The sequence below is a fragment of the Rasiella rasia genome, from assembly GCF_011044175.1.
In the GTDB taxonomy this organism is placed as follows: domain Bacteria; phylum Bacteroidota; class Bacteroidia; order Flavobacteriales; family Flavobacteriaceae; genus Marinirhabdus; species Marinirhabdus rasia.
Genome location: NZ_CP049057.1, coordinates 1,083,926 through 1,110,139, shown reverse-complemented (window position 1 = coordinate 1,110,139; position 26,214 = coordinate 1,083,926). Strand labels below are relative to the sequence as shown.

General features: G+C 37.5%; 22 protein-coding genes. 7 read left to right on the top strand and 15 right to left on the bottom strand.

Going from position 1 to position 26,214, the window contains the following annotated elements:
- Positions 1 to 70 precede the first annotated feature (70 nt).
- The 5 genes from arsC to G5B37_RS05055 all read right to left on the bottom strand — a co-directional run bounded on the left by arsC (position 71) and on the right by G5B37_RS05055 (position 6,521).
- Positions 71 to 412: an arsenate reductase (glutaredoxin) gene (gene arsC / locus G5B37_RS05075; protein ID WP_164678984.1), complete on the bottom strand. Its 342-nt coding sequence runs from the start codon at positions 410 to 412 to the stop codon at positions 71 to 73.
- The gene (locus G5B37_RS05070) at positions 409 to 885 is read right to left on the bottom strand and encodes a hypothetical protein (protein WP_164678983.1); all 477 of its coding nucleotides are present in this window, start codon (positions 883 to 885) and stop codon (positions 409 to 411) included. Before G5B37_RS05070 ends, arsC begins: the two co-directional genes overlap by 4 nt.
- A 102-nt stretch (positions 886 to 987) precedes the next feature.
- Positions 988 to 2,277 carry an amidohydrolase family protein gene (locus tag G5B37_RS05065; RefSeq protein ID WP_164678982.1) on the bottom strand — a complete coding sequence of 430 codons (1,290 nt, stop codon included), beginning with the start codon at positions 2,275 to 2,277 and terminating at the stop codon, positions 988 to 990.
- A 6-nt stretch (positions 2,278 to 2,283) separates the two neighbouring features.
- The gene (locus G5B37_RS05060; protein ID WP_164678981.1) at positions 2,284 to 5,244 is read right to left on the bottom strand and encodes an amidohydrolase family protein; all 2,961 of its coding nucleotides are present in this window, start codon (positions 5,242 to 5,244) and stop codon (positions 2,284 to 2,286) included.
- A 185-nt stretch (positions 5,245 to 5,429) separates the two neighbouring features.
- Positions 5,430 to 6,521 (bottom strand): DUF3810 domain-containing protein, encoded by a 1,092-nt coding sequence (locus tag G5B37_RS05055; RefSeq protein ID WP_263649847.1) that lies wholly within the window; start codon positions 6,519 to 6,521, stop codon positions 5,430 to 5,432.
- Between the two features lie 185 nt (positions 6,522 to 6,706).
- Here G5B37_RS05055 and G5B37_RS05050 point away from each other — a divergent pair, with 185 nt between their 5' ends.
- The 4 genes from G5B37_RS05050 (at position 6,707) to G5B37_RS05035 (ending at position 10,490) form a co-directional block, all read left to right on the top strand.
- Positions 6,707 to 8,164 carry an aminoacyl-histidine dipeptidase gene (locus G5B37_RS05050; protein ID WP_164678980.1) on the top strand — a complete coding sequence of 486 codons (1,458 nt, stop codon included), beginning with the start codon at positions 6,707 to 6,709 and terminating at the stop codon, positions 8,162 to 8,164.
- Positions 8,165 to 8,225: 61 nt separating this feature from the next.
- Positions 8,226 to 9,416 (top strand): ADP-forming succinate--CoA ligase subunit beta, encoded by a 1,191-nt coding sequence (gene sucC, locus G5B37_RS05045; protein WP_164678979.1) that lies wholly within the window; start codon positions 8,226 to 8,228, stop codon positions 9,414 to 9,416.
- Between the two features lie 274 nt (positions 9,417 to 9,690).
- Positions 9,691 to 10,026: a hypothetical protein gene (locus G5B37_RS05040; protein ID WP_164678978.1), complete on the top strand. Its 336-nt coding sequence runs from the start codon at positions 9,691 to 9,693 to the stop codon at positions 10,024 to 10,026.
- Positions 10,027 to 10,094: 68 nt separating this feature from the next.
- Entirely contained in the window at positions 10,095 to 10,490 is a 396-nt protein-coding gene (locus G5B37_RS05035; protein ID WP_164678977.1) for a TerB family tellurite resistance protein, read from the top strand.
- Here G5B37_RS05035 and G5B37_RS05030 read toward each other — a convergent pair.
- Entirely contained in the window at positions 10,487 to 11,776 is a 1,290-nt protein-coding gene (locus G5B37_RS05030) for a DUF2254 domain-containing protein (protein ID WP_164678976.1), read from the bottom strand. The genes G5B37_RS05035 and G5B37_RS05030 overlap by 4 nt on opposite strands.
- Before the next feature lie 203 nt (positions 11,777 to 11,979).
- On the opposite strand from G5B37_RS05030, the gene G5B37_RS05025 reads away from it, so the two are divergent.
- On the top strand, positions 11,980 to 12,414 hold the full coding sequence (locus G5B37_RS05025) for an Hsp20/alpha crystallin family protein (protein WP_164678975.1): 435 nt from the start codon (positions 11,980 to 11,982) through the stop codon (positions 12,412 to 12,414).
- Positions 12,415 to 12,500: 86 nt separating this feature from the next.
- Here the strand turns inward: G5B37_RS05025 and rluF are convergent, their stop codons facing one another.
- Positions 12,501 to 13,289: a 23S rRNA pseudouridine(2604) synthase RluF gene (gene rluF, locus G5B37_RS05020; RefSeq protein WP_164678974.1), complete on the bottom strand. Its 789-nt coding sequence runs from the start codon at positions 13,287 to 13,289 to the stop codon at positions 12,501 to 12,503.
- Between the two features lie 99 nt (positions 13,290 to 13,388).
- Here rluF and G5B37_RS05015 point away from each other — a divergent pair, with 99 nt between their 5' ends.
- A complete protein-coding gene (locus tag G5B37_RS05015) occupies positions 13,389 to 14,909 on the top strand; it encodes a GH3 family domain-containing protein (protein ID WP_164680883.1) in 1,521 nt (506 codons plus the stop codon).
- Between the two features lie 5 nt (positions 14,910 to 14,914).
- On the opposite strand, the gene G5B37_RS05010 is transcribed toward G5B37_RS05015, so the two are convergent.
- The 8 genes from G5B37_RS05010 to lysA form a co-directional block, all read right to left on the bottom strand.
- A complete protein-coding gene (locus G5B37_RS05010; RefSeq protein ID WP_404814788.1) occupies positions 14,915 to 15,532 on the bottom strand; it encodes a hypothetical protein in 618 nt (205 codons plus the stop codon).
- 9 nt (positions 15,533 to 15,541) lie between these two features.
- Complete coding sequence (gene uvrB / locus G5B37_RS05005; RefSeq protein ID WP_164678973.1) at positions 15,542 to 17,539, bottom strand: excinuclease ABC subunit UvrB; 1,998 nt, start codon at positions 17,537 to 17,539, stop codon at positions 15,542 to 15,544.
- 126 nt (positions 17,540 to 17,665) lie between these two features.
- Positions 17,666 to 20,104: a gliding motility-associated C-terminal domain-containing protein gene (locus G5B37_RS05000; RefSeq protein ID WP_164678972.1), complete on the bottom strand. Its 2,439-nt coding sequence runs from the start codon at positions 20,102 to 20,104 to the stop codon at positions 17,666 to 17,668.
- A gap of 74 nt (positions 20,105 to 20,178) precedes the next feature.
- Positions 20,179 to 21,018 carry an ABC transporter permease gene (locus tag G5B37_RS04995; protein WP_164678971.1) on the bottom strand — a complete coding sequence of 280 codons (840 nt, stop codon included), beginning with the start codon at positions 21,016 to 21,018 and terminating at the stop codon, positions 20,179 to 20,181.
- 5 nt (positions 21,019 to 21,023) lie between these two features.
- The gene (locus tag G5B37_RS04990) at positions 21,024 to 21,923 is read right to left on the bottom strand and encodes an ATP-binding cassette domain-containing protein (RefSeq protein ID WP_164678970.1); all 900 of its coding nucleotides are present in this window, start codon (positions 21,921 to 21,923) and stop codon (positions 21,024 to 21,026) included.
- 140 nt (positions 21,924 to 22,063) lie between these two features.
- The gene (locus tag G5B37_RS04985) at positions 22,064 to 23,122 is read right to left on the bottom strand and encodes a nucleoid-associated protein (RefSeq protein WP_164678969.1); all 1,059 of its coding nucleotides are present in this window, start codon (positions 23,120 to 23,122) and stop codon (positions 22,064 to 22,066) included.
- Between the two features lie 78 nt (positions 23,123 to 23,200).
- Positions 23,201 to 23,719, bottom strand: a complete 519-nt coding sequence (locus tag G5B37_RS04980; protein ID WP_164678968.1) for a plasmid pRiA4b ORF-3 family protein — start codon at positions 23,717 to 23,719, stop codon at positions 23,201 to 23,203.
- A 113-nt stretch (positions 23,720 to 23,832) separates the two neighbouring features.
- Entirely contained in the window at positions 23,833 to 25,038 is a 1,206-nt protein-coding gene (gene lysA / locus G5B37_RS04975; RefSeq protein WP_164678967.1) for a diaminopimelate decarboxylase, read from the bottom strand.
- Between the two features lie 181 nt (positions 25,039 to 25,219).
- Here lysA and G5B37_RS04970 point away from each other — a divergent pair, with 181 nt between their 5' ends.
- Positions 25,220 to 26,155, top strand: a complete 936-nt coding sequence (locus tag G5B37_RS04970) for a peptidylprolyl isomerase (protein WP_164678966.1) — start codon at positions 25,220 to 25,222, stop codon at positions 26,153 to 26,155.
- The last annotated feature ends 59 nt before the right edge of the window (positions 26,156 to 26,214 follow it).

The following is a 26,214-nucleotide window of genomic DNA, read 5'->3' as shown; positions in this document are numbered from 1 at the left end:
GTTGGACTGCTAAAATACAGGTGGGTTTAACCTAGAAACTACAAAGTTTTGTTAAAAAAAGCCGGACAAATTATAAAATATCACAAATGCTTTCTGGAGGTCTGCCAACAACAGCTTTATTACCATTTACAACGATTGGACGCTCAATTAATTTGGGGTGAGCTATCATGGCCGAAATCACTTCGCCATCAGAGATTGTTTTACCTTTAAATTGTTCTTTCCAGATGGCTTCATTTTTTCGAACCAAATCTATGGGTTTTACACCTAGCAGTTTTACTACTTCTAGAAGCTTTTCTTCGGAAAAGGGAATGTCTAAGTACTTTACCACTTCAAAATTTTGTCCGCTAGCTTCAACAATGGCCAGTCCTTGTCTCGATTTGCTACACCTTGGGTTATGATATATTGTAATCATCTTGGTAATTCTCTTAATTCGTATAAATAGTCATGCTGAAGATCTTCATGTAAATCTTCAATTTTTTTTTCTATCAATTGCAACTGTCGTTCGTACAATGCCATCATGGTTTTGCTGCGTTTTATGCTACTGCTGAAATGGATCATGGTTTCACAAAAATGCAGCAATAACGTTACTTCCGTCTCTTTTACAGGGGAGTATCGAATGTACTTTTTTGTTTCCCGAAGTATTTTCCGAATACTTTTCTTTACATAGTAGAATTTTGCCGCGTTTATGGCATCAAATTGAGCAGAAATATGATCTTTTACTTCGGCTACATAACTGTCTTCATGATCGGCTTCAAATAGTAAATAGGTGAGAAGCTCTTTATTTTCTTTTTTAAATCGCGCCAATCGCAAGCACAATGCTTCCAATTCCTCCTTTGAGCGAAATTTCACTTCTTTGCGAAGCTGTACAGCTGTGGCAGGTTTCATGGAATTAGTATAATTTTTTAGATTTTCAAATTTTATAATGAAGAGATAAACAATTTTATCTTTCACCAGTCACTATTTTAACACTACGCTAGTCCAAGAGCATTACTCTCTGCTATACTTTTCCATATATCGCTTCCATAACTCTGTTTGGTGGGTTTCCAAAGAAATTTCTCGACCGTCGATAAACGCATGCGTCAAGACATTTGTACGCATATCCAACGCATCTCCTTCACTTATAAACAAAGTAGCACTTTTACCAATTTCTAATGTGCCGTAACTGTCTGAAATGCCTAAAATTTCCGCAGTATTTCCAGTAATGAGTTGTAATGCTTTTTCCTTGTCAAGTCCTTGGCCTGCAACATGACCTGCATAAAAAGGTAGATTTCTGGTCTGAAAATTACTCATATCTGCGTTTTGCAATCCAACCAACAGTCCGCCATCTACCAATAATTTTGGCAGTTTGTAAGGCATGTCGTAATCATCGTCGTCTCGCTGAGGCGTGGCGTGTGGCTGACGTACTAAAACAGGAACGTTGTTTTTCTTTAGAAAAGGAATAATTTTATAGGCTTCGTATCCACCCACAATTACCACATTGTTAATACCATTTTCTTTTGCTGTAGTAACGGCATCAATCATTTCTTTTTCACCGTGCACGTATACGTAGAGTTTCTGACTACCATTAAATAAACCCTGCATGGCTTTGTAGGCTTCATTTGGTTGTTCTCCTGCTTTTCCAGAACCGTAAGCTTTTGCGTTTTGTATAAAATCGACACCTTCTTGAATTTGCTTTGCGTAATCTTTATTTGGTTTAAAGCCACGATCTTCGCCTAACCACCATCTGCCTCGACGGAAGCTGTTAGGCCAGTTAAGGTGTATGCCGTCATCTACTTTAATTGCTGCATCTTCCCAATTCCAAGCGTCAAATTGTACGATAGAAGAGGTACCACTTATAGCTCCTCCCTGCGGTGCAATTTGACCGAGTAACACTCCGTTTGGTCGCATACTTTCAACTACTTTGCTCTCAGCATTGTAGGCTATTAAGCTACGTACGTTAGGGATAAATTCACCCAACTCGTCCTGATCGTCACTTGCGCGTACTGAGTTTACTTCTATTAGTCCTAACGATTTGGCAGGAGCAATAAACCCGGGATATACGTGCTTACCTTGTGCATTTATTGTTCTTCCCTTTGTTGGAGTACTAGCATTACCAATAGCGGTAATCTTGCCGTTCTCAAATACGATCACACTATTTTCAATAATAGATCCGTTTCCTAGGTGAGCGGTGGCTCCTGAGATTGTTATCACCTCTTTCTGAACAGGAGCAGGTGTTTGTTGTGCAACTACTGCGCTTCCAATAACTAGCGCTAAAATGATAGATATATACTTTTTCATGATGTCTTAGTTAATGGTTTCACAGTGAAATTCTCTTTTATCTCTTCCTCTTGGTGCTCGAGTTTTACCTCCACCGTTCTTTTCGTCTAGCATTAATTTTACCAACTTGGTACGCTCGTTTTTTATTTGCTGCCGCATCTGTTTATCTTTCTCGGCATCAAAATACGTAACGCCATCAATGATTGTTTTTTCAGCTTTGGCGTATACCGATAGCGGGTGATCACTCCATAGTACTAAATCTGCGTCTTTTCCTTCTTTAATACTTCCTGTTCTATTGTCTATGTGCAAGAGCTTTGCCGGATTAATAGTTACCATTTTCCAGGCTTCTTCTTCGCTCATACCTCCGTACTTTACACTTTTTGCAGCTTCTTGGTTTAGTCTTCTAGACATTTCCCTGTCGTCACTATTAATAGCAACCACAAGGCCTTGATCTGCCATTATCGCCGCATTGTAAGGTATAGCATCATTTACTTCAAATTTATACGCCCACCAATCACTAAAGGTAGAGGCTCCAACACCGTGTTGCTTCATTTTGTCTGCAACTTTGTATCCTTCAAGAATGTGCGTGAAAGTATTTATGGTAAAGCCGAAACGCTCTGCTACTTTCATTAGCATATTTATTTCACTCTGCACATAACTATGGCAACTAATGAAACGTTCGCCGTTTAAGATTTCAACTAAAACCTCCATCTCTTCATCGTATCGGTAGTCGGCTCCACTATTTTTCTCCGCTTCGTATTGCTTGGCGCGATTAAAATAGTTTACATACATCTGTTCTACTCCCATTCGTGTCTGCGGAAATCGGCTATAGCTCTCCCAATTACTTTGCTTTACATTTTCACCTAAGGCAAATTTGATAAACTTCGGACTGTTATCATAAATCAATCCGTCGGCATCTTCTCCCCATTTTAATTTCAGAATTGCCGAACGTCCTCCAATAGGATTGGCACTTCCGTGTAAAATTTGAATAGAGGTAACGCCACCGGCTAAATTCCTGTAGATATTTATGTCTTCAGGATTTACAACATCTTCAATAGTAACCTCTGCCGAAGAATTATGACCAGCTTCATTAATAGAGAGCGCTGCAATGTGCGAGTGTTCATCTATCACTCCAGCGGTAAGGTGCTTGCCAGTTGCGTCAATAACTGTGGCTCCTCCAGCACTTAGATTCTTGCCAATAGATACAATTTTACCGTTTTTAACAAGTACATCTGTGTTTTCTAAGATGCCACTAGCTTCACTTGTCCAAACCGTAGCGTTCTTAAACAACATATTTTGCTGGCGTGGCTTGGTTGTAAATCCGTACCCTACATTGGGGTAAGTAATAGGTACTACCTCATTTGGTTTTTGGTTATCTTCTTTATCTTTCTTTTCGTCTGCACTACTACCATTTTGCTTTATGGCTGTAAAATCTTGTTCTCCCCCAGAAGGCAGTAGTAATTTACCTGAAAAGTTCTGACCGTCTTTTGGAATAATTCCAGTAGTGCGAAATACTTCTTTACTGGCTTCGTCTGTGAAGCTTAAGCTTACCCAATTATCACTGTAACTCACTTTTGACGGATATTTAGTATCACCAATAGATACTTCCGATTTCATTTTGGCAATGTCACCGCTTAACTTTACGTCATAGGTTTTTCCTCCTGCTGAAATTTTATAATTTCCACGTATGTCTTTTTGATCTTTTGTGTTTATCACATTCTTTTGTCCCTGTACCCAATTCTCATAAAGCGTTGTTTCTTTATCGAAAATAGGACCAGAGGCAATTAAGAAGTTTGCATACCGTCCTGGCTGTAACGAGCCTATTTTATCAGACGCATTTAAGAAAGCTGCAGGAATTGTGGTAAGTGCTTCTAACGCTTTTGTCTCGTCATATCCATAATTAAAGGCTTTTGTAAGATTCCCCTTTAATTCTGAAGGGTTTTTCAATTCGAAAGTGGTTAGAGAAAATTGTACTCCTTCATCAGATAACCATTTAGGGTTCATCGGCGCTTGGTTCCATTCGCGCATGTCTTCTATGCTCAAGTACTTTTCGGCATACGGATCACTTACATCATAAGCATCGGGAAAATTTAGCGGAATGATATATCGGGCATTACTAGATTTGATAGCCTCTAGCATTTCATATTCATCGCCACCACCAACAATTATATAATTTATACCATATGCATCACCAATTTTGTCTGCGCGTAGATTATTGTCTTTACTACCTGCTTCAAAAAAAGAAACAAGGTTTTTATTTGCATTTAAAGCTTCTAGCGAACGGTCTTTGGTTTTAGAATTTCCTTTCGCATACCAAGCAGCGTCGCTATACATTTGTCTTAACAATGCCATGGCACCCATAAGTGAGGTAGGGTACGATTGTCTGCTGGCTACACTTTTACTAAATGAAAAATACTGCCCACTCTGGTCATTAATAATTCTTATACCTGCTCCTTCATCATCATTAAGCGCTACGAGTACCCCAGTACCACGGGCAATACCGTCCATGATATGTGTATTTAATACGCCAAAGCCAGCTTTTCTAAAAGCATCAGCTTTCTTTTTGTCGTACTTAAATTTTGAAATGGCTTCATTTTCGGGCATGATGTGGTCATTCCAGTAAAATCCATCTCGAGAGGCTTCGTACTGTGGAGAACGACGACCGCCTCCTTCTCTTTTGGGCTTGGCTACACCAAAATCGGTATACGGATCTATAAAGGAAGGATAGATGTACTTACCCTGCAAATCAATAGTAATAGCATTAGAAGGAACACGTACCGATTTTCCGGCAGCTATTACCTTACCATTCTGAATTAGTAAGGTACCGTTTTTTACCACCTCTGTAGGCGTAATATATAAGGTAGCGTTTGTAAAAGCCGTGTAGTTTGTGTTTTGCTCTTTAAGCCCCCCGTTGTCAGGGAAGTACTCTTGTGCCGAGGTGAGGGTCACGCTGAATAAAAACAGCACCCAGAGAAGTCGGTTTTTCATGTTTTTTTGATTGAAGTTATTGCTTTCCGAAGATACTACACACTTTTTTCTTCTGAAAGCATTAAGAATGGTTTAACATGTTATTAAGAAAGTCAAATAAGAGTTGAAGAACAAATGCATTGTGAAATGCAAGTACTATTCGTAACAACGCACCGTTTTCATACGAGGCATGTTGAAGTACACCTCTAAAAAGGCTTGTCTTCAAAATAATTAACAACCAAGGCTACCATATAGCTATAACTCATAATCCCTTTAGATTGATTATTAGCTTTCAGAAATTGATCCCAAAAAGCTTTGGAGATATCCTCAAACGGATTTTGATAACTCGCCCAAAATTCACGCATTTCTCGGTAACTTTCTAAGATTCCGAAGTTAATAGTAGGTAGTAACGCCTCGTAGGCTTCCATATCGCGTCTAGCAATCTCGTTCACACAATACCGAAGGGCAAAAATATACCCCGTATACTTTATATAGGTGTTATCATTGTGTAAGGTGGCTAATGTTGCTACAAAATTGGCCTCGTTTTCTGCTGCATATCCAATTTGGTGTGCTTGTTCATGACAACTTACAACAGAGAATTTATAGGTTTTAATGAGGTTATTTACCTGTGCTTCACCAGAAAACGGATTGTAATATCCGCTATATCCCATATAGGTTAACCCTAAGCTCCATCCACTTTTTTTGATGCTTTTAGGGTGATAGGCTAGTTGCGGAAATTCTTTTTCAAGATTTTTATAGCCGTTATCACTCATGTCAAAAATTTCCTGCTGAGAATATGGTAAGGTCACTTTTGTACTGTCTTCAAATCCTAATTCGCGATGTAGGGCGTTCGACTTCGCAATAAGACGCTTTGTGGTTTCAATTAGTTGCTCTGTAGTATAATCTCGCTCTAATGCTAAGGTTTCATGCAAAGGCATTCTGTAATAATTGAAGCCCCATAAAAGATTAAAGACAAAATAGACCAAGGAGAGCGTTGCAGCAATATCGATAAAAAAACGTACAGGTTCGCGTTTTAAGCGACGCACATTTTTATACAACCAACGCAGCGCTACTATACCAATAAGTATGTAAAAAATATCTCCAATAGAAAATGGAATCCACCCAAATAAATAGCGTGAGATTTTTGAAAGTAAAGGAAATATACCTTGGCTGTAATAGCGTTCTATAAATTCTGGAAAGTGACGCAATAGCTTTAAACCAAAGTATTGCACAGGAAGAAGTAGTGCTAAGATTAATTTGGTACGACTTGCCTTAAATACTGCGGAAATTTTATTCAATGATTATTTTTTTAGTACGTTTTTAACTTGTCTGTACATCCGTAGAACTATTTCCGCGAAAGCGTAGAGCATTAAAAAACAATCGTACGATTTGTGAATAACAAACATTTCTTATAGCCACTAAAAATACGAAAACTCGTAACTTTGACGAGAGAAATATTAACTTATTAATTTAGTATACCAACATGAACGAAGCCATTAGAAATTTAGAACCGAAAGCTGTCTGGAATAAATTTGCAGACCTAAACGCAGTACCGCGCCCTTCCAAAAAGGAAACAAGGGTTATTGCTTTTATGAAAGACTTCGGAAATTCTCTTGGTTTAGAAACCATAGAAGATGAAGTGGGTAACGTTATTATTAGAAAACCTGCAACGCCAGGAATGGAAGATAGAAAAGCAATTGTTATGCAAAGCCACCTTGATATGGTGCATCAAAAAAATAATGATACCGACTTTAATTTCGATACCCAAGGAATCGAAATGCACGTAGATGGCGACTGGGTTCGGGCAAATGGAACTACCCTTGGGGCAGATAATGGTCTGGGAGTGGCAACCATTATGGCTATTTTAGAAAGTGATACAATTGTACATCCTGCTCTTGAGGCACTGTTTACCATCGATGAAGAAACTGGTATGACAGGAGCTATGGGATTGAAGGGCGGCCTTTTACAAGGTGAGATTTTATTGAACTTAGATACCGAAGAAGATGATGAGATTGGTGTTGGGTGTGCTGGCGGCGTAGATGTAACAGCAGAAAAATACTATAAAGAAGAAGTAGCTCCAGAGAATGCCACAACCTACACAATTACCGTTAAAGGCTTGCAAGGTGGACATAGTGGTATGGATATCATTAAGGGCTTGGGTAATGCCAACAAAATGATGAACCGTGTCCTTTACAAATGTCAAGGAATTATTCGTATTGCCGAGATACAGGGAGGTAGTCTACGTAATGCCATACCTAGAGAAAGTGTAGCCAAAATTGTGGTTGAAACCTTAAATAAAAATGCTTTTGAATCTGAATTTAAAAGAATTGCATCAGAAATTAAGGAAGAGTATAAATTGCTGGAACCTTCATTGGCAATCGTTTGCGAAGCTTCTAATACCAACGCAACAAAAGTAATGGCAGAAACTGGACAGACTCAATTGCTCCAAACCATGTATGGACTGCACAATGGTGTGTACCGAATGAGTCCTGCTATTGAAGACTTGGTAGAGACTTCAAACAACATAGCGAAAGTTACGGTAAAGGAAGGAAGTAGTAAGGTAGAGTGCTTAACACGCTCTTCGGTAAATTCATCAAAACTAGATATGGCAAATACGCTAAAATCTGTATTTAATTTAGCTGGTTTCGATGTGACTTTTTCTGGAGAGTATCCTGGTTGGGCGCCAAATATGGATAGTCCAATCTTAAAGGTGTTAGACGGTTTATATGAAAAGCTTCACGGAGAGAAGGCACATGTAGCCGCATGTCATGCCGGATTAGAATGCGGAATTCTAGGACAAAATTACCCAGAAATGGACATGATTTCATTTGGACCTACCATAAAAGGAGCGCACTCACCAGACGAACGAGCAAGTATTTCTTCAACAAAGAAGTTTTGGGAGTTTGTGCTAGAAATTTTGAAGGAAATTCCGAAGAAATAGGTGTTAAATACGCCTTACAATTTGTATTTTTGTCGCGCTTAAAAACAAGAAACATCCTATTATGAATTTACACGAATATCAAGGAAAAGAAATATTACACAGTTTTGGAGTAGAAATCCAGCGAGGAAAAGTAGCTACTACTCCCGCAGAAGCTGTTGAAGCTGCTAAGCAACTTACCGAAGAAACAGGTACTGGCTGGCATGTAATTAAGGCACAAGTACACGCCGGTGGACGTGGTAAAGGTGGTGGTGTAAAGCTGGCAAAAAACCTTCAAGAAGTTGAAGAAATTGCTGGTCAGATTATTGGGATGAACTTGATTACACCGCAAACGAGTGCAGAAGGTAAGAAAGTACACCAAGTACTAATAGCTGAAGATGTATATTATCCAGGAGATAGTGAGCCAGAAGAGTTCTACATTAGCGTACTTTTAAATCGCGCTACAGGTAAAAACATGATTATGTATTCTACCGAAGGAGGTATGGATATAGAAACAGTTGCTGAAGCTACTCCGCACCTTATTTTCACAGAAGAAATTGATCCGGCCGTTGGCTTAATGCCTTTTCAAGCGAGACGAGTGGCGTTTAACTTAGGGTTGAGCGGACAGGCATTCAAACAAATGACGAAGTTTGTTTCTGCATTGTATAAAGCCTATATCAATAGCGATTCTTCTATGTTTGAAATTAATCCAGTACTTAAAACTAGTGACGATAAAATTATTGCCGTAGATGCAAAAGTAAGTATCGATGATAATGCGCTTTTCCGTAGAAAAGAATACGAAGCAATGCGCGATATTAGAGAAGAAAATGCGGTAGAGGTAGAGGCAAAGGCTGTAGGGTTAAGCTATGTAGACCTAGACGGAAATGTTGGGTGTATGGTAAATGGTGCAGGTCTGGCTATGGCAACAATGGATTTAATTAAGCAAGCAGGTGGTGAGCCAGCAAACTTCCTTGATGTGGGTGGAACGGCAGACGCAGAGCGTGTAGAAATTGCTTTCAACCTTATTCTAAAGGATCCAAACGTAAAAGCAATTCTAGTAAATATCTTTGGAGGTATTGTACGTTGCGATCGTGTTGCACAAGGTATTGTAGATGCTTATAAAAACATGGGGACTATTAACGTACCAATTATTGTGCGTTTACAAGGAACCAATGCAGATATTGCAAAAGAACTTATTGATAATAGTGGATTGGATGTGCAAAGCGCCATCGAATTTCAAGAAGCAGCAGATAAAGTACAAGCTGTACTTGCCTAACACTTCGCGCTTAAGAATTGAAAGCCTTGGTTTATAACCAAGGCTTTTTTTATGGGATAAGTTCCCCAAATGTAAAGGATATTTGGAAGCGGCAGTGCAATTTGGCTAGGGTGTTGGCATATACCACAGTTTTGTTTCTTGTTAGACTATTAATCTAGGTCATACGTTAATATATGTTAACAATTTATTATTTGTCAGGCTTTTATGTAACAAATGATTATAAGTGGTCGTCTATTTAGTAAGTAATTTATTCATCAATTAAATCAAAAAAATCATGAAAACATTAAAAACAGTTTTTTTGGCACTTTCGTTAGTAATCGCAGCGAGTGCTTTAGCAACAAATCCGTCCAGTAACGACGCGCCTGAAACGGTGGCGTTAGAAATTAGTGCTTTATTAGACAATCCTTCGTTTCTGGTGACAGAAAACCAGACCGTACATGTAGAGTTTGTTGTAAACAAACAAAACGAGGTAGTATTACTTTCGGTAGACTGTACTGATGCAGATGTCTCTACATTTATAAGCGAACGTCTTAATCGCAAGATTTTAAAAACCACTTTAGAAAAGGGTAAAGTATTTACATTACCTGTAAAGTTTGTTTCTAAAGACTAACAACAAACTGATAGTCATTTTAAAAGAGTCCTGAAGCATTGCTTCGGGATTTTTTTTATTTTTGAAATATGAATAAAGAGCAAAAATCTTTAATAAGTGATCTAATTCTTATCGCGAAGGCAGATGATAAGATTACACATGGCGAATATGACTTCATTCAGCGTATTGCAGAACGAATAGGTGTTACTCCAAAAGAAGTAGATGAACTCTTTCATGACCCATTACCAACAAAAGCAACTTTTACAGAATTAGAGCGTATTACGCATTTTCATAGAATGGTGTTATTAATGAATGTAGATGGTGAGACTCATGAAAAAGAAGTACAACTGTTGCGTGAGTTTGGACTGGAGTTAGGGTTAAGACCTGGCGCGGTAGATCAGATATTGGTTGCTATGGAGCGGTATGAACATAAAATTATCCCGTCTCAAGAGTTACTGCAAATTTTCAATACCTATTACAATTAATTGTTAGCCAATTTTTTTATTCGCTTATAATCTTTTTTGTTGGTAATTGAAGCTTTCGCATCCTTTAATAGTGTGTGTATTTCATTGCTAACAGCTATATTATAACTCTTAAGTGCACTATTTTCTTGACTTACTAAATACTGGAGCATACGAAGTAATTTTTCTACAAGCACAGGGTCGTGCTTACAATAGGTTCGTAATGAAGCCATGCTGGTATATATTAATTCGTTGAAATCTACTGTATTAATTTTTAGCAACACCTTGTCTGTCTCCATGTATAATGCGTTGTCATGTTTCAGCATGCGTAAAGCAAAAAGTTCGGTAAGATAATCTATAGCATTCACGGCAGTTCCAGGGTCGTTTACTCCTGGCGACATGGCTTTTACGGCAATTTCAGTAATTTGTTTAAAGGCCAGCACATAATTGTCTTCAACAAACTCGCCTCGGGCAAAATTGATATTGTCTATTATTTTACGTAATGTATCTTCCTCTAGCTTTTTTTCTGAAAGTATAAAGGGTACATGCTGAAGAACAAAAAAGCCCTTTGGAATAGCAAGATATATTCTTGTTTTTTCTTCTTTACAAATGTCTAAGATATTTTGAATAGATATGTTTTGAAAATAGCCGCTCTTTTTAGTAGTATAACTGTACCAATTTTCTGTACTCGGAAAAGCCCCTGCTCGTGAATTTTCTACATTTTTTTCGGCTTCAATTGTTTTCATAAGCCGACCTTTCGATTTGTAGAAGATTGAGTCAAGAATATTATTTATCTGAATGCTTTGCGACATGTTATGAATAAAATAAATAAATGCTCCAAGACAAACCAGAGTCATGATAATTCCAAGTAGAATAGAGAGCCCAGGTAACGTATATTTTTTGTCATCTGGCTCTATAGAAAACAAAATAAAAATAAGGTATATAATTGTGGCTAAGTACGTGCCAAGGATAAGCTGATTCTTTTTATCACTAATAAGTCCGGGTAGCAAGCGTGGAGAGAAATTACTCGATGCTTGACTTAGCAAGAGCATTACCATAGAAAAGCTAAAAACCATCATAGAGATTAATCCTCCAATACAAACACTTATAAGTGTGAGCACCGTATCTCCATCTTCAATCATTAACTGCGGAAAATTAGAAACTATTTTTTTAGAAATTCCCAATCCTTCTAACCACACCATTAGAAAGGAAAAATTAAATCCTATGAGTGCTAAGAGCGTTGGGTAAAACGCAATCTTACCCTGAATGGTGTTAAAAAAGGATTTAAGTCTTAAGTATAGCTTCTTCATACAATCTAGTCAGAAAACTAAAGTACTTATATTCAATGTCAATATTCTTAAAATTGAATTAAATAAGAATTATTGGTACTATAACCAAGTCAAAAAGTCAGCTGTTTTTCGTTTAAATCAGTCAAATAGACAGTTTTATGGGTTTGGAATTCTTTTTGAAATAGACCTCACAGAAACTATTAGTAATAAAAAATTATTAGAAAATGAAAACAGTTAGAAGAAATAGTACGGTTTTTCCTTCAATTTTTGAAGGTTTATTTACTGAAAATAGATTGGACGTGCCTAATTATGAAAAATTTAGCATTCCAGCCGTCAATATATCGGAAAAAAGCACGAATTTTGTTCTAGAAATTGCTATCCCTGGTATTGATAAAAACGATATCGCGATTGAAGTTGAAGAGAACACATTAACAGTGTCTTCAAGAGAAGAGCTTAAACAATCTGACGAGAAAGAAAAGAACGAAGATTCTAAATTCACACATAAGGAATTTTACTTCGGAAAGTTTAAAAGAGTGTTTACGCTGCCTGAAACAGCAAATTCGAAAGAAATTAATGCCGCTTATAACGCTGGTATCTTGACGATTACAGTTCCAAAAATGGAAAAGAAAGTCTTGAAAAAAATGGTTGAGATTTCATAATTGAAATTTAATTTGGTTAGTTAGTTGAAAATGCCGCACGCTACTCAATCGGGGTGCGGCTCTTTTTTTGGCGTAAATTAAGCACATTATCGTCTACCGCGTCTTCGTCTTGGAGTAGCTTTTTTATCAATGTTATCTACGTAAGAACTGTTGTCAGAATCATCTACAGCTTTTTTAAGGTCACCTAATTCTTGGGGAGTTAAATCACGCCATGCACCCAGCTCTAAATCACCTAAATGAATATTCATAATCCGCGTTCGCTTTAACTCAACAACTTCGTATCCAAAATAATCACACATACGACGTATTTGCCTATTGAGTCCTTGAATAAGAACAATTCTAAAAACAAAACGACTTAGTTGTTCTACTTCACATTTCTTTGTGGTAGTTTCTAATTCATGTAGCGGTACACCATTTCCCATTTTTTGAATAAAGCTAGGAGTAATAGGGCGGTCTACTTTTACAATGTATTCTTTCTCATGTTTATTACCGGCACGTAATATTTTATTCACAATATCTCCGTCGTTTGTCATAAGGAGGAGCCCTTCACTAGGCTTGTCTAAACGCCCTACATGAAAAATTCTTTCTTTGTGCCCAATAAAATCAACTACATTTCCTTCAACTCGTTGGTCGGTTGTACATGTAATTCCTACTGGTTTATTTAGGGCAATGTAGACAAGGTTGGTATTTTCAGTAATAAGTTTACCATCAACTTCAATTGTGTCGTTGGGCATTGCACGATCTCCTAATGAAACTTTAGTACCATTAAGCGTTACACGTCCTTGCTCAATTAGAGCATCTGCTTGTCTGCGCGAACAATAGCCGCTGTCGCTAATGGCTTTGTTTAATCTTGTAGAATCTGGATGATGGCTCATATCGCAAAAATACAGCTTTACAACTAAAGGTTAAACTTGAATTAAACCTCATTAATGGATTTAGGGATTATCGTAATTTTAACTCAAAACAATAACAGTATGGCGATTTTAGGTTCTATAATTAAGGGAGCGATAGACCTTCGAGATAGTTTAACAGCAGAATCTTCTCCTGTAAAAGAACAGCAGGAAGTGTTGCAAACCTTACTTAAAACAGCTCAAGATACTGCGTTTGGTAAGTATTATGGTTTCTCTAAAATTTTAGAATCTGAAAATGTCGCAAAGACATTTGCTGAAAAAGTCCCGTTTTTCGATTACCATGAGATGAAAGAGCAGTGGTGGAACCAAACTATCGATGGTTTAGAAGATATAACATGGCCAGGGAAGCCGTCTTATTTTGCTTTAAGTAGTGGTACTACTGGAAAAACTAGCAAACGTATTCCAGTTACCGATGCAATGATTCAAGCAATAAAAGATACGGGTACCAAGCAAGTTGGAGCATTGGCAAACTTCGATCTACCAACAGATTTCTTTGAAAAGGAAATCATGATGTTGGGAAGTTCTACCGATCTAAGCCAACGAGATGAGTTTTTGGAGGGAGAAATAAGTGGTATTACAGCCAGTACCATTCCTTTTTGGTTTAAAGGTTACTATAAACCTGGAGAGGACATTGCTAAAATTGACGATTGGGACACTCGTGTTGCTACCATAGCGAAGCGGGCAAAACAATGGGATATTGGTGCCTTAAGCGGAATCCCATCATGGATGGAACTTATGATGAAAGAGGTAATCAACTATCACGATGCTAAAACAATTCACGATGTCTGGCCAAACCTTCAGGTGTATACCAGCGGAGGTGTTGCATTTCAACCATATGAAAAAAGTTTTAGACAGCTATGCAATAGAGATATTACTGTTATTGACACCTATTTAGCTTCAGAAGGGTTTATAGCTTTTCAGCAGCGACCAGAAACAACCTCTATGAAGTTAGTTACCGATGGAGGTATTTATTTTGAATTTGTACCATTTCAACCAGAATTTATTCAAGAAGACGGATCTATAAGTCAAGATGCTCCCGTAGTTCAACTAGATGAGGTTGTTTTAGACCAAGATTATGTGCTCATCATTTCTACGGTCTCTGGCGCGTGGCGCTATTTAATTGGCGATACAATTGCTTTTACCGATATTGATAAAGCTGAAATTATAATTACTGGAAGGACTAAGTTCTTTTTAAACGTTGTTGGTTCTCAACTTTCAGTAAATAAAATGGACACCGCACTACGAGAAATGGAAACTAAATTTGATATTGAAATTCCAGAATTTACGTTGGCTGCGGTTAAAATTAATAACGAATTTTATCATCATTGGTATGTTGGAACTAATGGTTCGATTGATGAAGAAGAATTTGCCAATGCATTAGACGCAACCTTAAAAGAGGCGAATAAAAATTATAGTGTTGCGCGTGGTAAGGCATTAAAAGGGGTGAAAGTAACAGCTGTTTCACCTGAAGTCTTTTACGAGTGGAATGGAAAAAATAAGAAGAAGGGTGGTCAAGTGAAAATGGCACGCGTAATGGGAGAGGAAAAATTTGAGGAGTGGGAACTCTTTGCAAAAGAGCAATAGCTAGACTAATTTCTAGATTCAATAAGGTGCATTACTTCTTCAGGAGACATGTACAGCTTTCTTAGCTTTGCCTTGTATGTTTCAGAAAAGCTCGCATTGTCTAGGATAAAATTCTTGGTTTTTAAAATATAGTTCCCCATACCGTGATTGATAGCGTAGGTATCGGCGGCACGTTCTACTTCCTTTATATGAGCACCACTGTACAAATATTTTATTCCGAAGAAAATCATTCCAATACTACTTCTGTCGCGATAATCCATTACGTGTCCCAGCTCATGTCCTAACCAACCTACAAGCACATCACCCGGAATATCGGCAATTGTGAATTCTTCTTCTTCAATCTGAATCTTTCTGCTAATTAAAATTACATACTTTCGATTCGCTCGGGAAGCAAATAGGCTACCAAATGTTGGTTGCGCTTGCATGGTAGACTTTTTAATCTGGTCCTTAAATTTAAACTCGATGGCCGTATCAATTAATTCTGGATAAAACGAAAGAGCTAAGAGGGCTTCTTCTTTTATGCTTTCAGGAATAATCTTATTCTCAAAGTTTGTTTTTGCCGTTACATTCATAGAAAAAGAAAAATACAAAATAGCGATATAGATGTGTGTTAAATTCAGCATAAACCTGGCCTAAACATTAGCTAGCTGCTCTTGAAACACTTTAATTTTATCCCTTAATTTTGCTGCCATCATAAAGTCTAATTCTTTAGCTGCCTTCTCCATCTCTTTGCGGGTATCCCTAATTTTCTTTTCAATTTGCGGTTTTGTGAGATATTCATTTTCTGTTTCTGCGGCGAGACTTTCTGCAGTGTCAAACGTATAGCGTTCTACTTTCTTTTTAGTCAATGCATTTTCGAAGCTCTTTTTAATGGCCTGTGGAGTAATGTTATTTGCTGCATTATATGCAATTTGTTTTTCCCTACGATAATTGGTGCCGTCAATAGTAGCCTGCATACTTTTAGTGATTTTATCTGCATACATAATAGCTTTACCATTAATATGTCTGGCTGCACGCCCTACGGTCTGTGTTAAAGAACGGTTGCTTCTTAAAAAACCTTCCTTGTCAGCATCTAAAATTGCCACCAACGAAACTTCTGGTAAATCAAGTCCCTCCCTAAGTAGGTTAACACCAACCAATACATCAAACACTCCTAAGCGAAGATCTTGCATTATTTCTACACGCTCTAAGGTATCTACATCACTATGAATGTACCTACAGCGAATACTAACACGTGTCATATATTTAGTAAGTTCTTCGGCCATTCTTTTGGTGAGTGTGGTAACCAAAACACGCTCATCTTTTTCTACGCGCTGCTGTATTTCTTCCAACAAATCATCTATCTGATTTAAACTTGGTCTAATCTCAATGGGCGGATCTAATAAACCTGTAGGTCTAATAATTTGCTCAACATATACACCGTCGGTTTTTTCTAATTCGTAGTCTGCAGGAGTTGCACTTACGTAGATTACTTGGTTTTGTATGGCTTCAAATTCTTCAAACTTCAGCGGTCTGTTGTCCATTGCAGCTGGTAGTCTAAAACCATATTCAACCAGATTTTCTTTTCTTGAGCGATCGCCACCATACATGGCTCCAACTTGAGGAATTGAAACATGACTTTCATCTACCAACATTAAATAATCATCCGGAAAATAATCTAGCAAACAAAAGGGTCGTGTTCCTGGCAGGCGTTGATCTAGGTAGCGCGAGTAATTTTCAATACCACTACAATACCCTAATTCACGTATCATTTCTAAATCGAAATTAGTTCGTTCATCCAGTCGTTTGGCCTCTAAATGCTTTCCAATTTCTTTAAAATAGTCTACTTGTTTTACCAAATCGTCTTGAATACTTCTAATAGCATTTTGCAACACATCGGGAGAGGTTACAAACATATTGGCTGGGTAAATTGTAAGTCGGTCATACTTTTCTATCACCTCATTGGTCTGCGGATTAAATGCTTCTATATCTTCTATTTCATCTCCAAAGAAATGTATTCTAAAAGCTTGCTCACCATGACCAGGAAAAACATCTACGGTATCTCCTTTAATTCGAAATCTTCCGTTGTGGAATTCTGCTTCAGTTCTCGAATACAAGCTTTGTACGAGTTGATGTAATAATTTGGTGCGAGATAGTATTTGTTCTTTTGTAAGGATGATTTTATTCTTCTGAAATTCTAATGGGTTTCCTATTCCGTAGAGACAAGAAACAGAAGCAACTACCAGCACATCTCGACGCCCAGATAACAGTGATGACGTCGTGCTGAGACGTAGTTTTTCGATATCTTCATTAATAGAAAGGTCTTTTTCTATGTATGTGCCGCTAGTGGGTATAAATGCTTCAGGTTGGTAATAATCATAATACGATACAAAATACTCTACTGCGTTGTTCGGGAAAAATTGTTTAAACTCGGTGTATAATTGTGCGGCCAATGTCTTATTGTGCGCAAGGACCAAGGTTGGTTTTTGGACAGTTGCCACTACATTAGCGGCGGTAAATGTTTTACCACTTCCAGTCACTCCAAGTAAGGTTTGGTATTTTTCCCCGCTTTCAATTCCTTCAACAAGAGATTTAATAGCTGTAGGTTGGTCTCCCGTAGGTTTAAAGTCAGATACAAGTTCAAATTTCATAACCTAACAAAGATAAAATTTTGAACCTAGTTTTTACTTAATATATCGCCAATTTAGATATTTCAGAAGAGACCATTATTATGGCACTTTAGAAATTACAGTTTCAGAATTACAAGCGGTCTAATTTTAATAATTGATATACACAAATCCTAAATATGCATCTGGAAATTGTGGGTCGTTAAGCTGCAACACATAATAGTAGGTCCCAACCGGAACAATCTTATTTTGAACGAGCAATCCTGTATTTGGTGTTCCATCCCAAAAACCATCGTCATTATTGCCTTCATAGATTAGGTTACCCTGCCGACTGTAGATTTGAAGTTTAAAATCGGTAAAAATGTTGAGAAGGTTACTAATTTCAAAAACATCATTAAATCCGTCATCATTAGGTGAGAAACCTTGAGGTATGGTAGGTTCACAATTTTCTGTGGTTAATAGAAATGAGCTCGTCGCAAAGCAGATGACGTTTTCTAACCGCACAAAGATTCGTTGAGGATCGATACTGTTTACATATTGTTCTGGATCTTGTATGGCGTTTAAATTGGCAATTGCATCTTCTTCGTTCGTAAAATAGGTGATGGTATCGTTCGGATCTGTTGAGATGAGGTCATTTTGTTCGGTAAGATTAAACGTAGCCATATCAAAACCTTCATCACATTCTAATAAATCGGGAAGAGCACCAATAGGAGGGATGCTTCCAAAAACTACTGTAATTAAAAATTCATTGTTGGTGTCATCTAACTCAAAAACAAAACCATTCCCAGTGCCGTCATCATCTACGACTAAGAGCAATGTAAATGTATTGGGTACTGTGTCTGCAATCGTTAGTTCTAAAATCCCTGGTTCACTACCTCCTTCTGGAATAACATTTTGAGTTGCTGCTTGTGCAACTAGTTGCCCGTTTAAGTAAAACGCAATAGGAGTTGCAGCGGGTAATGGCGCTGTTCCTAGTGTATTAAAAACAGTGTATTCAATCGTTAAGTCTCGTTGTCTACAAGCATTTAAATCGTTGGTGATTGCAATTGTAGCATCGGGTAGCGGACAAATAATTACTTCAACGGTAAAGCTAGCTACCACGAAGCAATCGGGGTTTGAGGCGCGAATCCAAATAGTTTGCGGGTTTTCTGGATTTTCATAGGTTTCAGGATTTGCTATTGGGTCTGTGTTATTTTGAGCATCATCTTCCGTTAGGTGATAGGTTATAATGTCTGCATCTGTTACACTTGTAGTAGCATCTGTAAGGTCGAAAATTTCAGTACCCACCACATCGCACTGTTCTAAATTTTCCAGACTTGAAACATCTGGAGAAACAAATAAATGCACATCTACTGAAAATCCATTGTTGCTTTCATCAAGTTCATTCACGGTACTAACTCCGCCTCCAGCATCATCTACAAAGGCGCTTAAAAGAAAATCGGCTGGTATACCTTCAGGGATTGTTAAGTCGATAGTGCCACTTTCAGAACCATCTATTGGTAAAATAGTTGTAGTTTCAGACTGACCAATAAGTATGCTGTTTGCATAAAAGGAAATAGGTGTATTTGCTGGGAGTTCGCCAGTGCTATTTACATTAAATACAGTGTATTCTAATGTTATATCTCTATCGTCACAAGCGTCAATTCCGCTAACAGAATCTATAACCATAGTGGCGTCTGGAAGCTCTACATTAAGTACAGTAATGATGTTATTTATGAGAACTAAATCTTGGCCAGATGTTACTTGTATCGCGGCAGTTGTATCTCCTGGTTGTATGTTATTCTCAATATTATAGAAATCTAAATCCATATTAAACAACACCTCAGAATTGGTAAAAGTGTTGGTTCCATTAAATTGGTTGTTGGCAGGATTAAGAGGTTCGTTGCTTAAAATATTTCCGTTTATCGATAAGGTTTCGGTAACAGCAATGTTTCTATCTCCTTCCCAAGCGAGAAAGCCTATTTTGGCACCTGTATTATCTAATACGTTTAGGTTTTCTAACAGAATATTTATTTCTGGATTGGTCTGAAAGACTCCTTCTAAGCCATCAAATAAAATAATCTGGTTAAGGGGAAGCGTTGCATCTTCATAAATTACATACATTGCCCACCCACCAAAATTGGTGGCATTTCCTCCATTTATTGCACAAAAGGCTTGTATGGCATCTGTTAAATCAAGATCAGATAGGGTGTAGGTTCCATTTCCGTTTGCGTTTACAATTGCAGTTACATCTGCATACGCTGCAAAATAATTAAATTTAGTTCCGCTACCAGCCAAAAAATCAACTTCAAAATTACGGCTAGCGGTTATCGGAGTTCCATTAAGTGTTACATTTAAATCACCATCGCCAGAACCTGCCCAATAGAGTGCCGCTGCAACCACAGTTTGTCCTGGTTCTAAAGTAAGTGTTGCGCTACTTTCGGTTAAAATTTCGCATGTGGAAGAACCTCCATTTTCCTCTGTATTTAGGGTATTTCCTATTGCGGTATAATCAAAACGACCATTGTATTGTTGAAACTGACCAATTTGTTGTGCTGTTGCAAATGCGGTAAGGCAAATAAAGAACGCGAGAAGGTAGTGTTTTTGCATGGTTGTGAATTGATAGCTAAATATAAACAATATTTAGTACCTACTTCTTAGCAAAACTTACAGTCTCCGTTAATTTATAAATCTCGACGTTTTAATAAAGCATAACTCCAGTATACAAACAGGGCCGTCCAGATTAGAACTATAAGTATTGAAAGATAGCTTACGTCGTATGATTTGGTAAACTCTTCACCCAATTGGTTTGCCGCAGATTGAACTGCCCCAAGTCTTGAGAATGGCTCTTTTATTAGATCAGACATAGAGTCTAATGGTAGAAAATTGTATACGCTATCAAATAAGTTTACATCGGTCTTTACTCTTATGTATTGAAATAGAATCGCTATGAGTCCTTCTACAATTTGCCAAATAACTAAAAAACCAATTGCAAAAGCCGAGCGTTTCACCCAAACTCCTAAAAACATGCAGAAAGAAAAGAACCCTACTAGTTTTATAAAATAGGCTAGAATATATTCTAAGTCGCTAAAAATAATTCCCAGCTCTTTATAGTCTGAAAAGATGAGTCCAAGTACCAAAGACACTAGAAAGACAAATATGGTGGATACCAATGCAAACACTACCACGGTAAGAAACTTTGACGTGATGAATTCTCGTTTACTTAGTCCATCTATCAAATTTTGCTTTAGTGTTCGGTAACTGTACTCATTGCTCATCATGGAGACGATAACAATGGCTAAGAAAATCTTTAAAATGGCTGCAATAAAGGTGTTGAAATGCCAGATGTATGGGAAATTAAAAATACCTTGATCGGCAATTCGGAAATTGACATTTGCAAAATTAAACTCAATCGACGCAATTGCCGAAATAAAAAGTATAAGTGAAAAATATACAATTGAAATAACCTTAACAGAGCGGTTATACCTCAATTTTTGAAGTTCTATAGTGAGAAGTCGTAACATATGGGTTAGTTAAGGTTTTTAGTAATTTCTAAGAATTGTTCTTCTAAGCTCTCTTTTCTTTTAACCAAATGAGATAATGAAATTCCTTTAGCATGCATTTGTTGGTTAAATTCTGCAGCATCGAGAGGCTCTTTGAGATAAGCTATAAATTGATCTCCTTCCCTTTTAATGCTTCCAAAGTTTGCGTTGCTATTGAGTTCATTTTCTAGGGCTTCCATGTTCGAGCTACCAACCACAAAGAAACCATGGCTTGCGTTCATGCCTTCTACACTACCACTATACAAACTCACACCTTTACGTAAAATGACCACATGAGTACATACCTTTTCAACTTCGTCTAAGAGGTGAGAAGCAAGCAGTATTGTTGTTCCTTGGCTTGCAATTTCTTTTATAATTTGTCGAATCTGATGAATCCCCTGTGGATCTAAACCGTTGGTAGGTTCATCAAGAATTAAAATCTCAGGATCATTTAACAAGGCCGAAGCAATTGCTAAACGTTGTTTCATCCCCAACGAAAAGGTGTTAAACTTGCTGTTACGCCTGTCTAGCAGCCCTACAACTTCTAGTTTTTCATCTATTTTTGAAACATCGACATCCTTAATTTTACAGACAAGCGCCAAATTTTGCGCGGCCGTCATGTACGGATAAAAATTTGGACGCTCAATAATAGCACCTACTTTTTTCAAAGCTTGGTGGGTAGATTCTGTTCCGCCAAACCAGCTATAACTACCGGTGGTTTTATTCACTACATTTAAAACGATGCCTAAGGTGGTAGATTTTCCACTACCGTTTGGGCCAAGAATACCGTAAACATTTCCTTTTTCAATGGTAAAAGAAAGGTCGTTTACAGCGGTAATGGGACCAAACTTTTTGGTAAGATTGTTAATTGAGAGTATAGTTTCCAAGCGATTAATTTTTGGAGATTAGTTAAGAGTATGACGAATGTGTCATCGTTTTGTTACATTTCTTAAAGCTACAAAAAACAAATCCCAAACACAGAAAGCTATTTTTCATGTTTGGGATGTTGTTCTCTAGGTCGTACTGATTACGATTTTTGTTCTTTATTAAAGTAAACTAAGTAGTAATACATTTGCTTTTCTTCATCCCAACCTTTTTCAACAAACTTTTCGGCACTTTCTGGATTAATAAAATCCATCTTAATTTGAATATTTGTATCTAGTTGAATGACATTCTTTATTTTTTTTCGAGCCGCCGTTACCGCAGTATTTGCAATAGGAAATGTCGTTATGTCTTCAATGTTATACTTTGGAGCTTGTTCAGTTTTGTAATGCTTAAACTCTGGAATAAGATCCGGATTGTCAAGTACTTCATTTACAAACAGGCTTTCTTCAAAATTGTCGTTTTTCGCAAAGTGATTTACAGCTCTGTTCATAAAAAGAACTTCCTCCTTTTTATCTTCGGCAGGAAGCACAACATCTTTTGCGAAGTCTTGGCAGAATTTTAAATACTTTTTTGTGTAGAAATTATCGTCGGCAGTGGCCTCAACTCCTAGAAAGCTCTCAAGCCAATAACGTGCATCGTACCGATTGCTATCTACTGAAAGAATTTTATAACCTTCCTCTTTTTTTACATTGAAGATAAGTGCCCCTTTGTCTAACTTATTTAAATTAACTCCTTGCTGCAACTGCGCATCTAGTTGGTGTTCGTCTTCGGAAAATTGAAGAAAATCCTGCTTTAGCTCCGATTTAAAAATACCTATGGCATCTACCTTTTCGTTATCAAGTAGTACATTTTCAAGATAAGCTACGTATACTTCTCCACTTTTTATGTGCGGATGCATAGATTGGTCGAATAAATATTTTGCTATTTTTTTACTCTCATCATGCATGTTGTCTGGCACCGCAAAACCAGCCGCAACCAAATTGAACAATTCATGAAACTCTAAGTCGGTTTGAGTGTCGAAGTGGAAATAGTTTTCCTCTTTATCTCGAAACGGCTTTAGAAAAAATTCTTTTAGAAGTGGTGTAATTTCGTCATTCATCTCATAAGGAGAAGCAGAAAGAAGAATGCCTTCATTCCGACTCTTGTTACCAACGCGGTGAATGGATAGCGATGCAATATGGGTATTATATAGATTGATCATTGGAAAGGTTGAAAGTTAACTACATTAGGATCTACAATTACAACTCTGGTCTACAAAGTAAACAAGTTGCTAACTGAATTAATTCCAGTTTTCATCAAAATCTAGGTTGTCATAATCTTCGGCGTCTAAGTCGTATTCATCATCATCAAAATCGTCTTCGCCGTCGGTTCGTTCTGCGATAAACTCTTTTTCAGGAGCTTCATCAGGGATTTGACCGTGTGAGAACATTAAGTTTGGATACGACACGCCGGGAGTTGGCTCGGTAATTTCAGCTAGTTCAACCATAAAAGTCCACATATTCAAAAAGTCGTATACATATAATAAACGTGGTTGTTTGTCCCATACCGTGTCTTCAAGAATGGTATCATGCATGGTACGAACTGTATCGCCACCTTCGCTCATATCAAATAGTGCAATTTCTTCGCCTTGTTCCCACAATTCATTACTTACATAAAAAGAAGCCATTTCCTGACCCGCAAAGCCAAACGCTTGTGTAATTGCATTGTGAAAATCTTCCATGGTGTTAGAAGCTTCAATTTCAATATCGCGAAATACGTCTTCCTGGGTATCTAATATCGCTCGAAATCTATAAATCATTTACCTAAATTTTGAATGCCAAAGATACAATTTTGTCAGGGAACCTAATCAGTCTAACGAGCCGTTTTTTACGAAAAAACCTCCTAGCGATTACTACTAGGAGGCTTTGTTTTTTACAGCTGAAATTCTACTTGATTTGCTACCAAATCTTCAAATGTTTCTCGTTTACGTATGAGATGCGATTTCCCGTCATACCACAATACCTCGGCTGGTCTAAATCTACTATTGTAGTTACTTGCCATTGAGAAGCTATATGCGCCTGCATTGTGAAACGCTAGTACATCTCCTTCTGTAATTTCTGAAATGCGTCTGTTATTTGCAAACGTATCAGTTTCACAAATGTAGCCTACCACACTATAAAATCGTTCCTTTCCTGCTGGATTACTAATGTTTTCAATGTGATGCTGCGCGTTATAGAGCATAGGTCTTATTAAGTGATTAAAACCACTATCTACCTGTGCAAAAACGGTTGAGGTTGTTTGTTTGATAACGTTAACTTGAACTAAGAATTTACCGGCTTCGCTTACCAGAAATTTACCAGGTTCAAAAGCTAGTGTGAGCTCCTTTCCGTAGTTTTTACAAAATTCATTAAAACGCGTTGTTAGCTTTTCACCTAACTCTTCAATATTGGTTTCAATATCTCCTGTTTTGTACGGAACTTTAAATCCGCTACCAAAGTCTATAAAATCTAAATTGGTAAAACGTTTAGCGGTTTCAAATAAAATTTCCGAAGCATACAGAAAAACATCAATATCTAAAATATCGCTACCTGTATGCATATGAATTCCATTAATGTGCATGCCTGTATTTTCAACAATACGAAGAAGCAATGGAACCTGATGAATTGAAATTCCAAATTTACTGTCTATATGACCAACAGAAATATTGGTATTACCTCCCGCCATAACATGCGGATTAATACGTACGCAAACCGGAATTTCTGGGTGGCGTGTACCAAATTGCTCTAAGATAGAGAGGTTGTCTATATTTATCTGAACACCTAGCTTAGCGGCTGCCTCTAGTTCTTCTAAAGAAACCCCATTAGGTGTAAAAATTATGTCTTTTGCTGGCACACCAGCTTGTAATGCCAATTGCACTTCTTGTATAGAAACGGTATCCATTCCGCAACCAAAACTATGTAGTAATTTTAATACTGAAAGATTAGACAACGCCTTTACTGCATAATGAAACTTAACCTTTTTCACACCTTTAAAAGCCTTATCTAGCCGTTTGTATTGTGCTTCCATGGTTGAAGCGTTATAGACATACACAGGGTTACCAAATTCCTGTGCAACAGCTAATAGATCTTGGTGTGTCATTGTTTTTGTTTTAAGGTTAAAAAAAATTTAAGTCGGTAAAAGTAATAGCTAGCAGTAAAGAGGTTCTTAAATTTTTTATAAAGTTTACAATAAGGAGCTTATTTTCAATCTTGAAAGGTAGGTGAAGTAGGATTTTTGTTTTTAGAATTTGTACCTTTGCACCCAATTTAAAAACAAAGAAATGCAAGACGGAATCTACGTTAAGATTACTACTGAAAAAGGCGAAATCCTAGGTGAATTAACCTATCAAAAAACTCCAGGAACTGTGGGTAATTTTGTGGCATTAGCCGAAGGAAATTTAGAAAATGAAGCAAAAGCTCAAGGCACTCCTTATTACGACGGATTAAAATTTCACCGTGTGATACCAGATTTTATGGTGCAAGGGGGTGATCCTGCGGGCACAGGAGCTGGCGGACCAGGATACAAGTTTGATGATGAATTTCATCCAGAGTTACGTCACGATTCTCCTGGGGTGTTTTCAATGGCAAATGCTGGGCCAGCAACTAATGGAAGCCAATTTTTTATTACGCACTTAGAAACACCATGGTTAGATAATAAGCACACTGTCTTCGGAAAAGTAATCGAAGGACAAGATGTAGTAGATAGCATTGCGCAAGGTGATACTATGCAAAAAGTTGAGATTATTCGCGTTGGTGATAAAGCTCAAGCATGGAACGCAGTTGAAACATTTAGAACATTCAACGGTGCGAAGGCAGAAAGAGAAGCGGCAGCATTAAAAGAACAAGAAGAGTTGCTAACGTCAATTTCTGAAGGTTTTGATAAAACTGAAAGTGGTTTACGTTATCAAATCATTCAAAAAGGAGATGGAGTAAAGGCGGCTGCAGGAAATACAGTTTCTGTACATTATAAAGGAATGTTCCCAGATGGTAGCGTATTCGATTCGTCATACAAACGTGGAAATCCTATAGAATTTCCAGTGGGTATGGGTAATGTAATTGCTGGTTGGGATGAAGGTATTCAATTATTGCATGTAGGCGATAAGGCTCGTTTTGTAATTCCAAGTACTTTAGGATATGGTGCTCAAGGCGCTGGAGGTGTTATCCCACCAAATGCAACCTTAGTTTTTGATGTAGAATTAATGGATGTTAAAGCATAGTGCATAACTTCTTTACAAGTAAATAGAGAAACGCTTCAAGAAATTGAAGCGTTTTTTAT

Bases quoted from the DNA above. Each gene is read 5' to 3' on its own strand.
- G5B37_RS04980 (WP_164678968.1), bottom strand. From the start codon at position 23,719: ATGATTTATAGATTTCGAGCGATATTAGATACCCAGGAAGACGTATTT.
- arsC (WP_164678984.1), bottom strand. From the start codon at position 412: ATGATTACAATATATCATAACCCAAGGTGTAGCAAATCGAGACAAGGA.
- lysA (WP_164678967.1), bottom strand. From the start codon at position 25,038: ATGACACACCAAGATCTATTAGCTGTTGCACAGGAATTTGGTAACCCT.
- G5B37_RS05025 (WP_164678975.1), top strand. From the start codon at position 11,980: ATGAAAACAGTTAGAAGAAATAGTACGGTTTTTCCTTCAATTTTTGAA.
- G5B37_RS05065 (WP_164678982.1), bottom strand. From the start codon at position 2,277: ATGAAAAAGTATATATCTATCATTTTAGCGCTAGTTATTGGAAGCGCA.
- rluF (WP_164678974.1), bottom strand. From the start codon at position 13,289: ATGAGCCATCATCCAGATTCTACAAGATTAAACAAAGCCATTAGCGAC.
- G5B37_RS05060 (WP_164678981.1), bottom strand. From the start codon at position 5,244: ATGAAAAACCGACTTCTCTGGGTGCTGTTTTTATTCAGCGTGACCCTC.
- G5B37_RS04970 (WP_164678966.1), top strand. From the start codon at position 25,220: ATGCAAGACGGAATCTACGTTAAGATTACTACTGAAAAAGGCGAAATC.
- G5B37_RS04995 (WP_164678971.1), bottom strand. From the start codon at position 21,018: ATGTTACGACTTCTCACTATAGAACTTCAAAAATTGAGGTATAACCGC.
- G5B37_RS04985 (WP_164678969.1), bottom strand. From the start codon at position 23,122: ATGATCAATCTATATAATACCCATATTGCATCGCTATCCATTCACCGC.
- G5B37_RS05040 (WP_164678978.1), top strand. From the start codon at position 9,691: ATGAAAACATTAAAAACAGTTTTTTTGGCACTTTCGTTAGTAATCGCA.
- G5B37_RS05030 (WP_164678976.1), bottom strand. From the start codon at position 11,776: ATGAAGAAGCTATACTTAAGACTTAAATCCTTTTTTAACACCATTCAG.
- G5B37_RS05050 (WP_164678980.1), top strand. From the start codon at position 6,707: ATGAACGAAGCCATTAGAAATTTAGAACCGAAAGCTGTCTGGAATAAA.
- G5B37_RS05035 (WP_164678977.1), top strand. From the start codon at position 10,095: ATGAATAAAGAGCAAAAATCTTTAATAAGTGATCTAATTCTTATCGCG.
- G5B37_RS05010 (WP_404814788.1), bottom strand. From the start codon at position 15,532: ATGCTGAATTTAACACACATCTATATCGCTATTTTGTATTTTTCTTTT.
- G5B37_RS05015 (WP_164680883.1), top strand. From the start codon at position 13,389: ATGGCGATTTTAGGTTCTATAATTAAGGGAGCGATAGACCTTCGAGAT.
- uvrB (WP_164678973.1), bottom strand. From the start codon at position 17,539: ATGAAATTTGAACTTGTATCTGACTTTAAACCTACGGGAGACCAACCT.
- sucC (WP_164678979.1), top strand. From the start codon at position 8,226: ATGAATTTACACGAATATCAAGGAAAAGAAATATTACACAGTTTTGGA.
- G5B37_RS05000 (WP_164678972.1), bottom strand. From the start codon at position 20,104: ATGCAAAAACACTACCTTCTCGCGTTCTTTATTTGCCTTACCGCATTT.
- G5B37_RS05070 (WP_164678983.1), bottom strand. From the start codon at position 885: ATGAAACCTGCCACAGCTGTACAGCTTCGCAAAGAAGTGAAATTTCGC.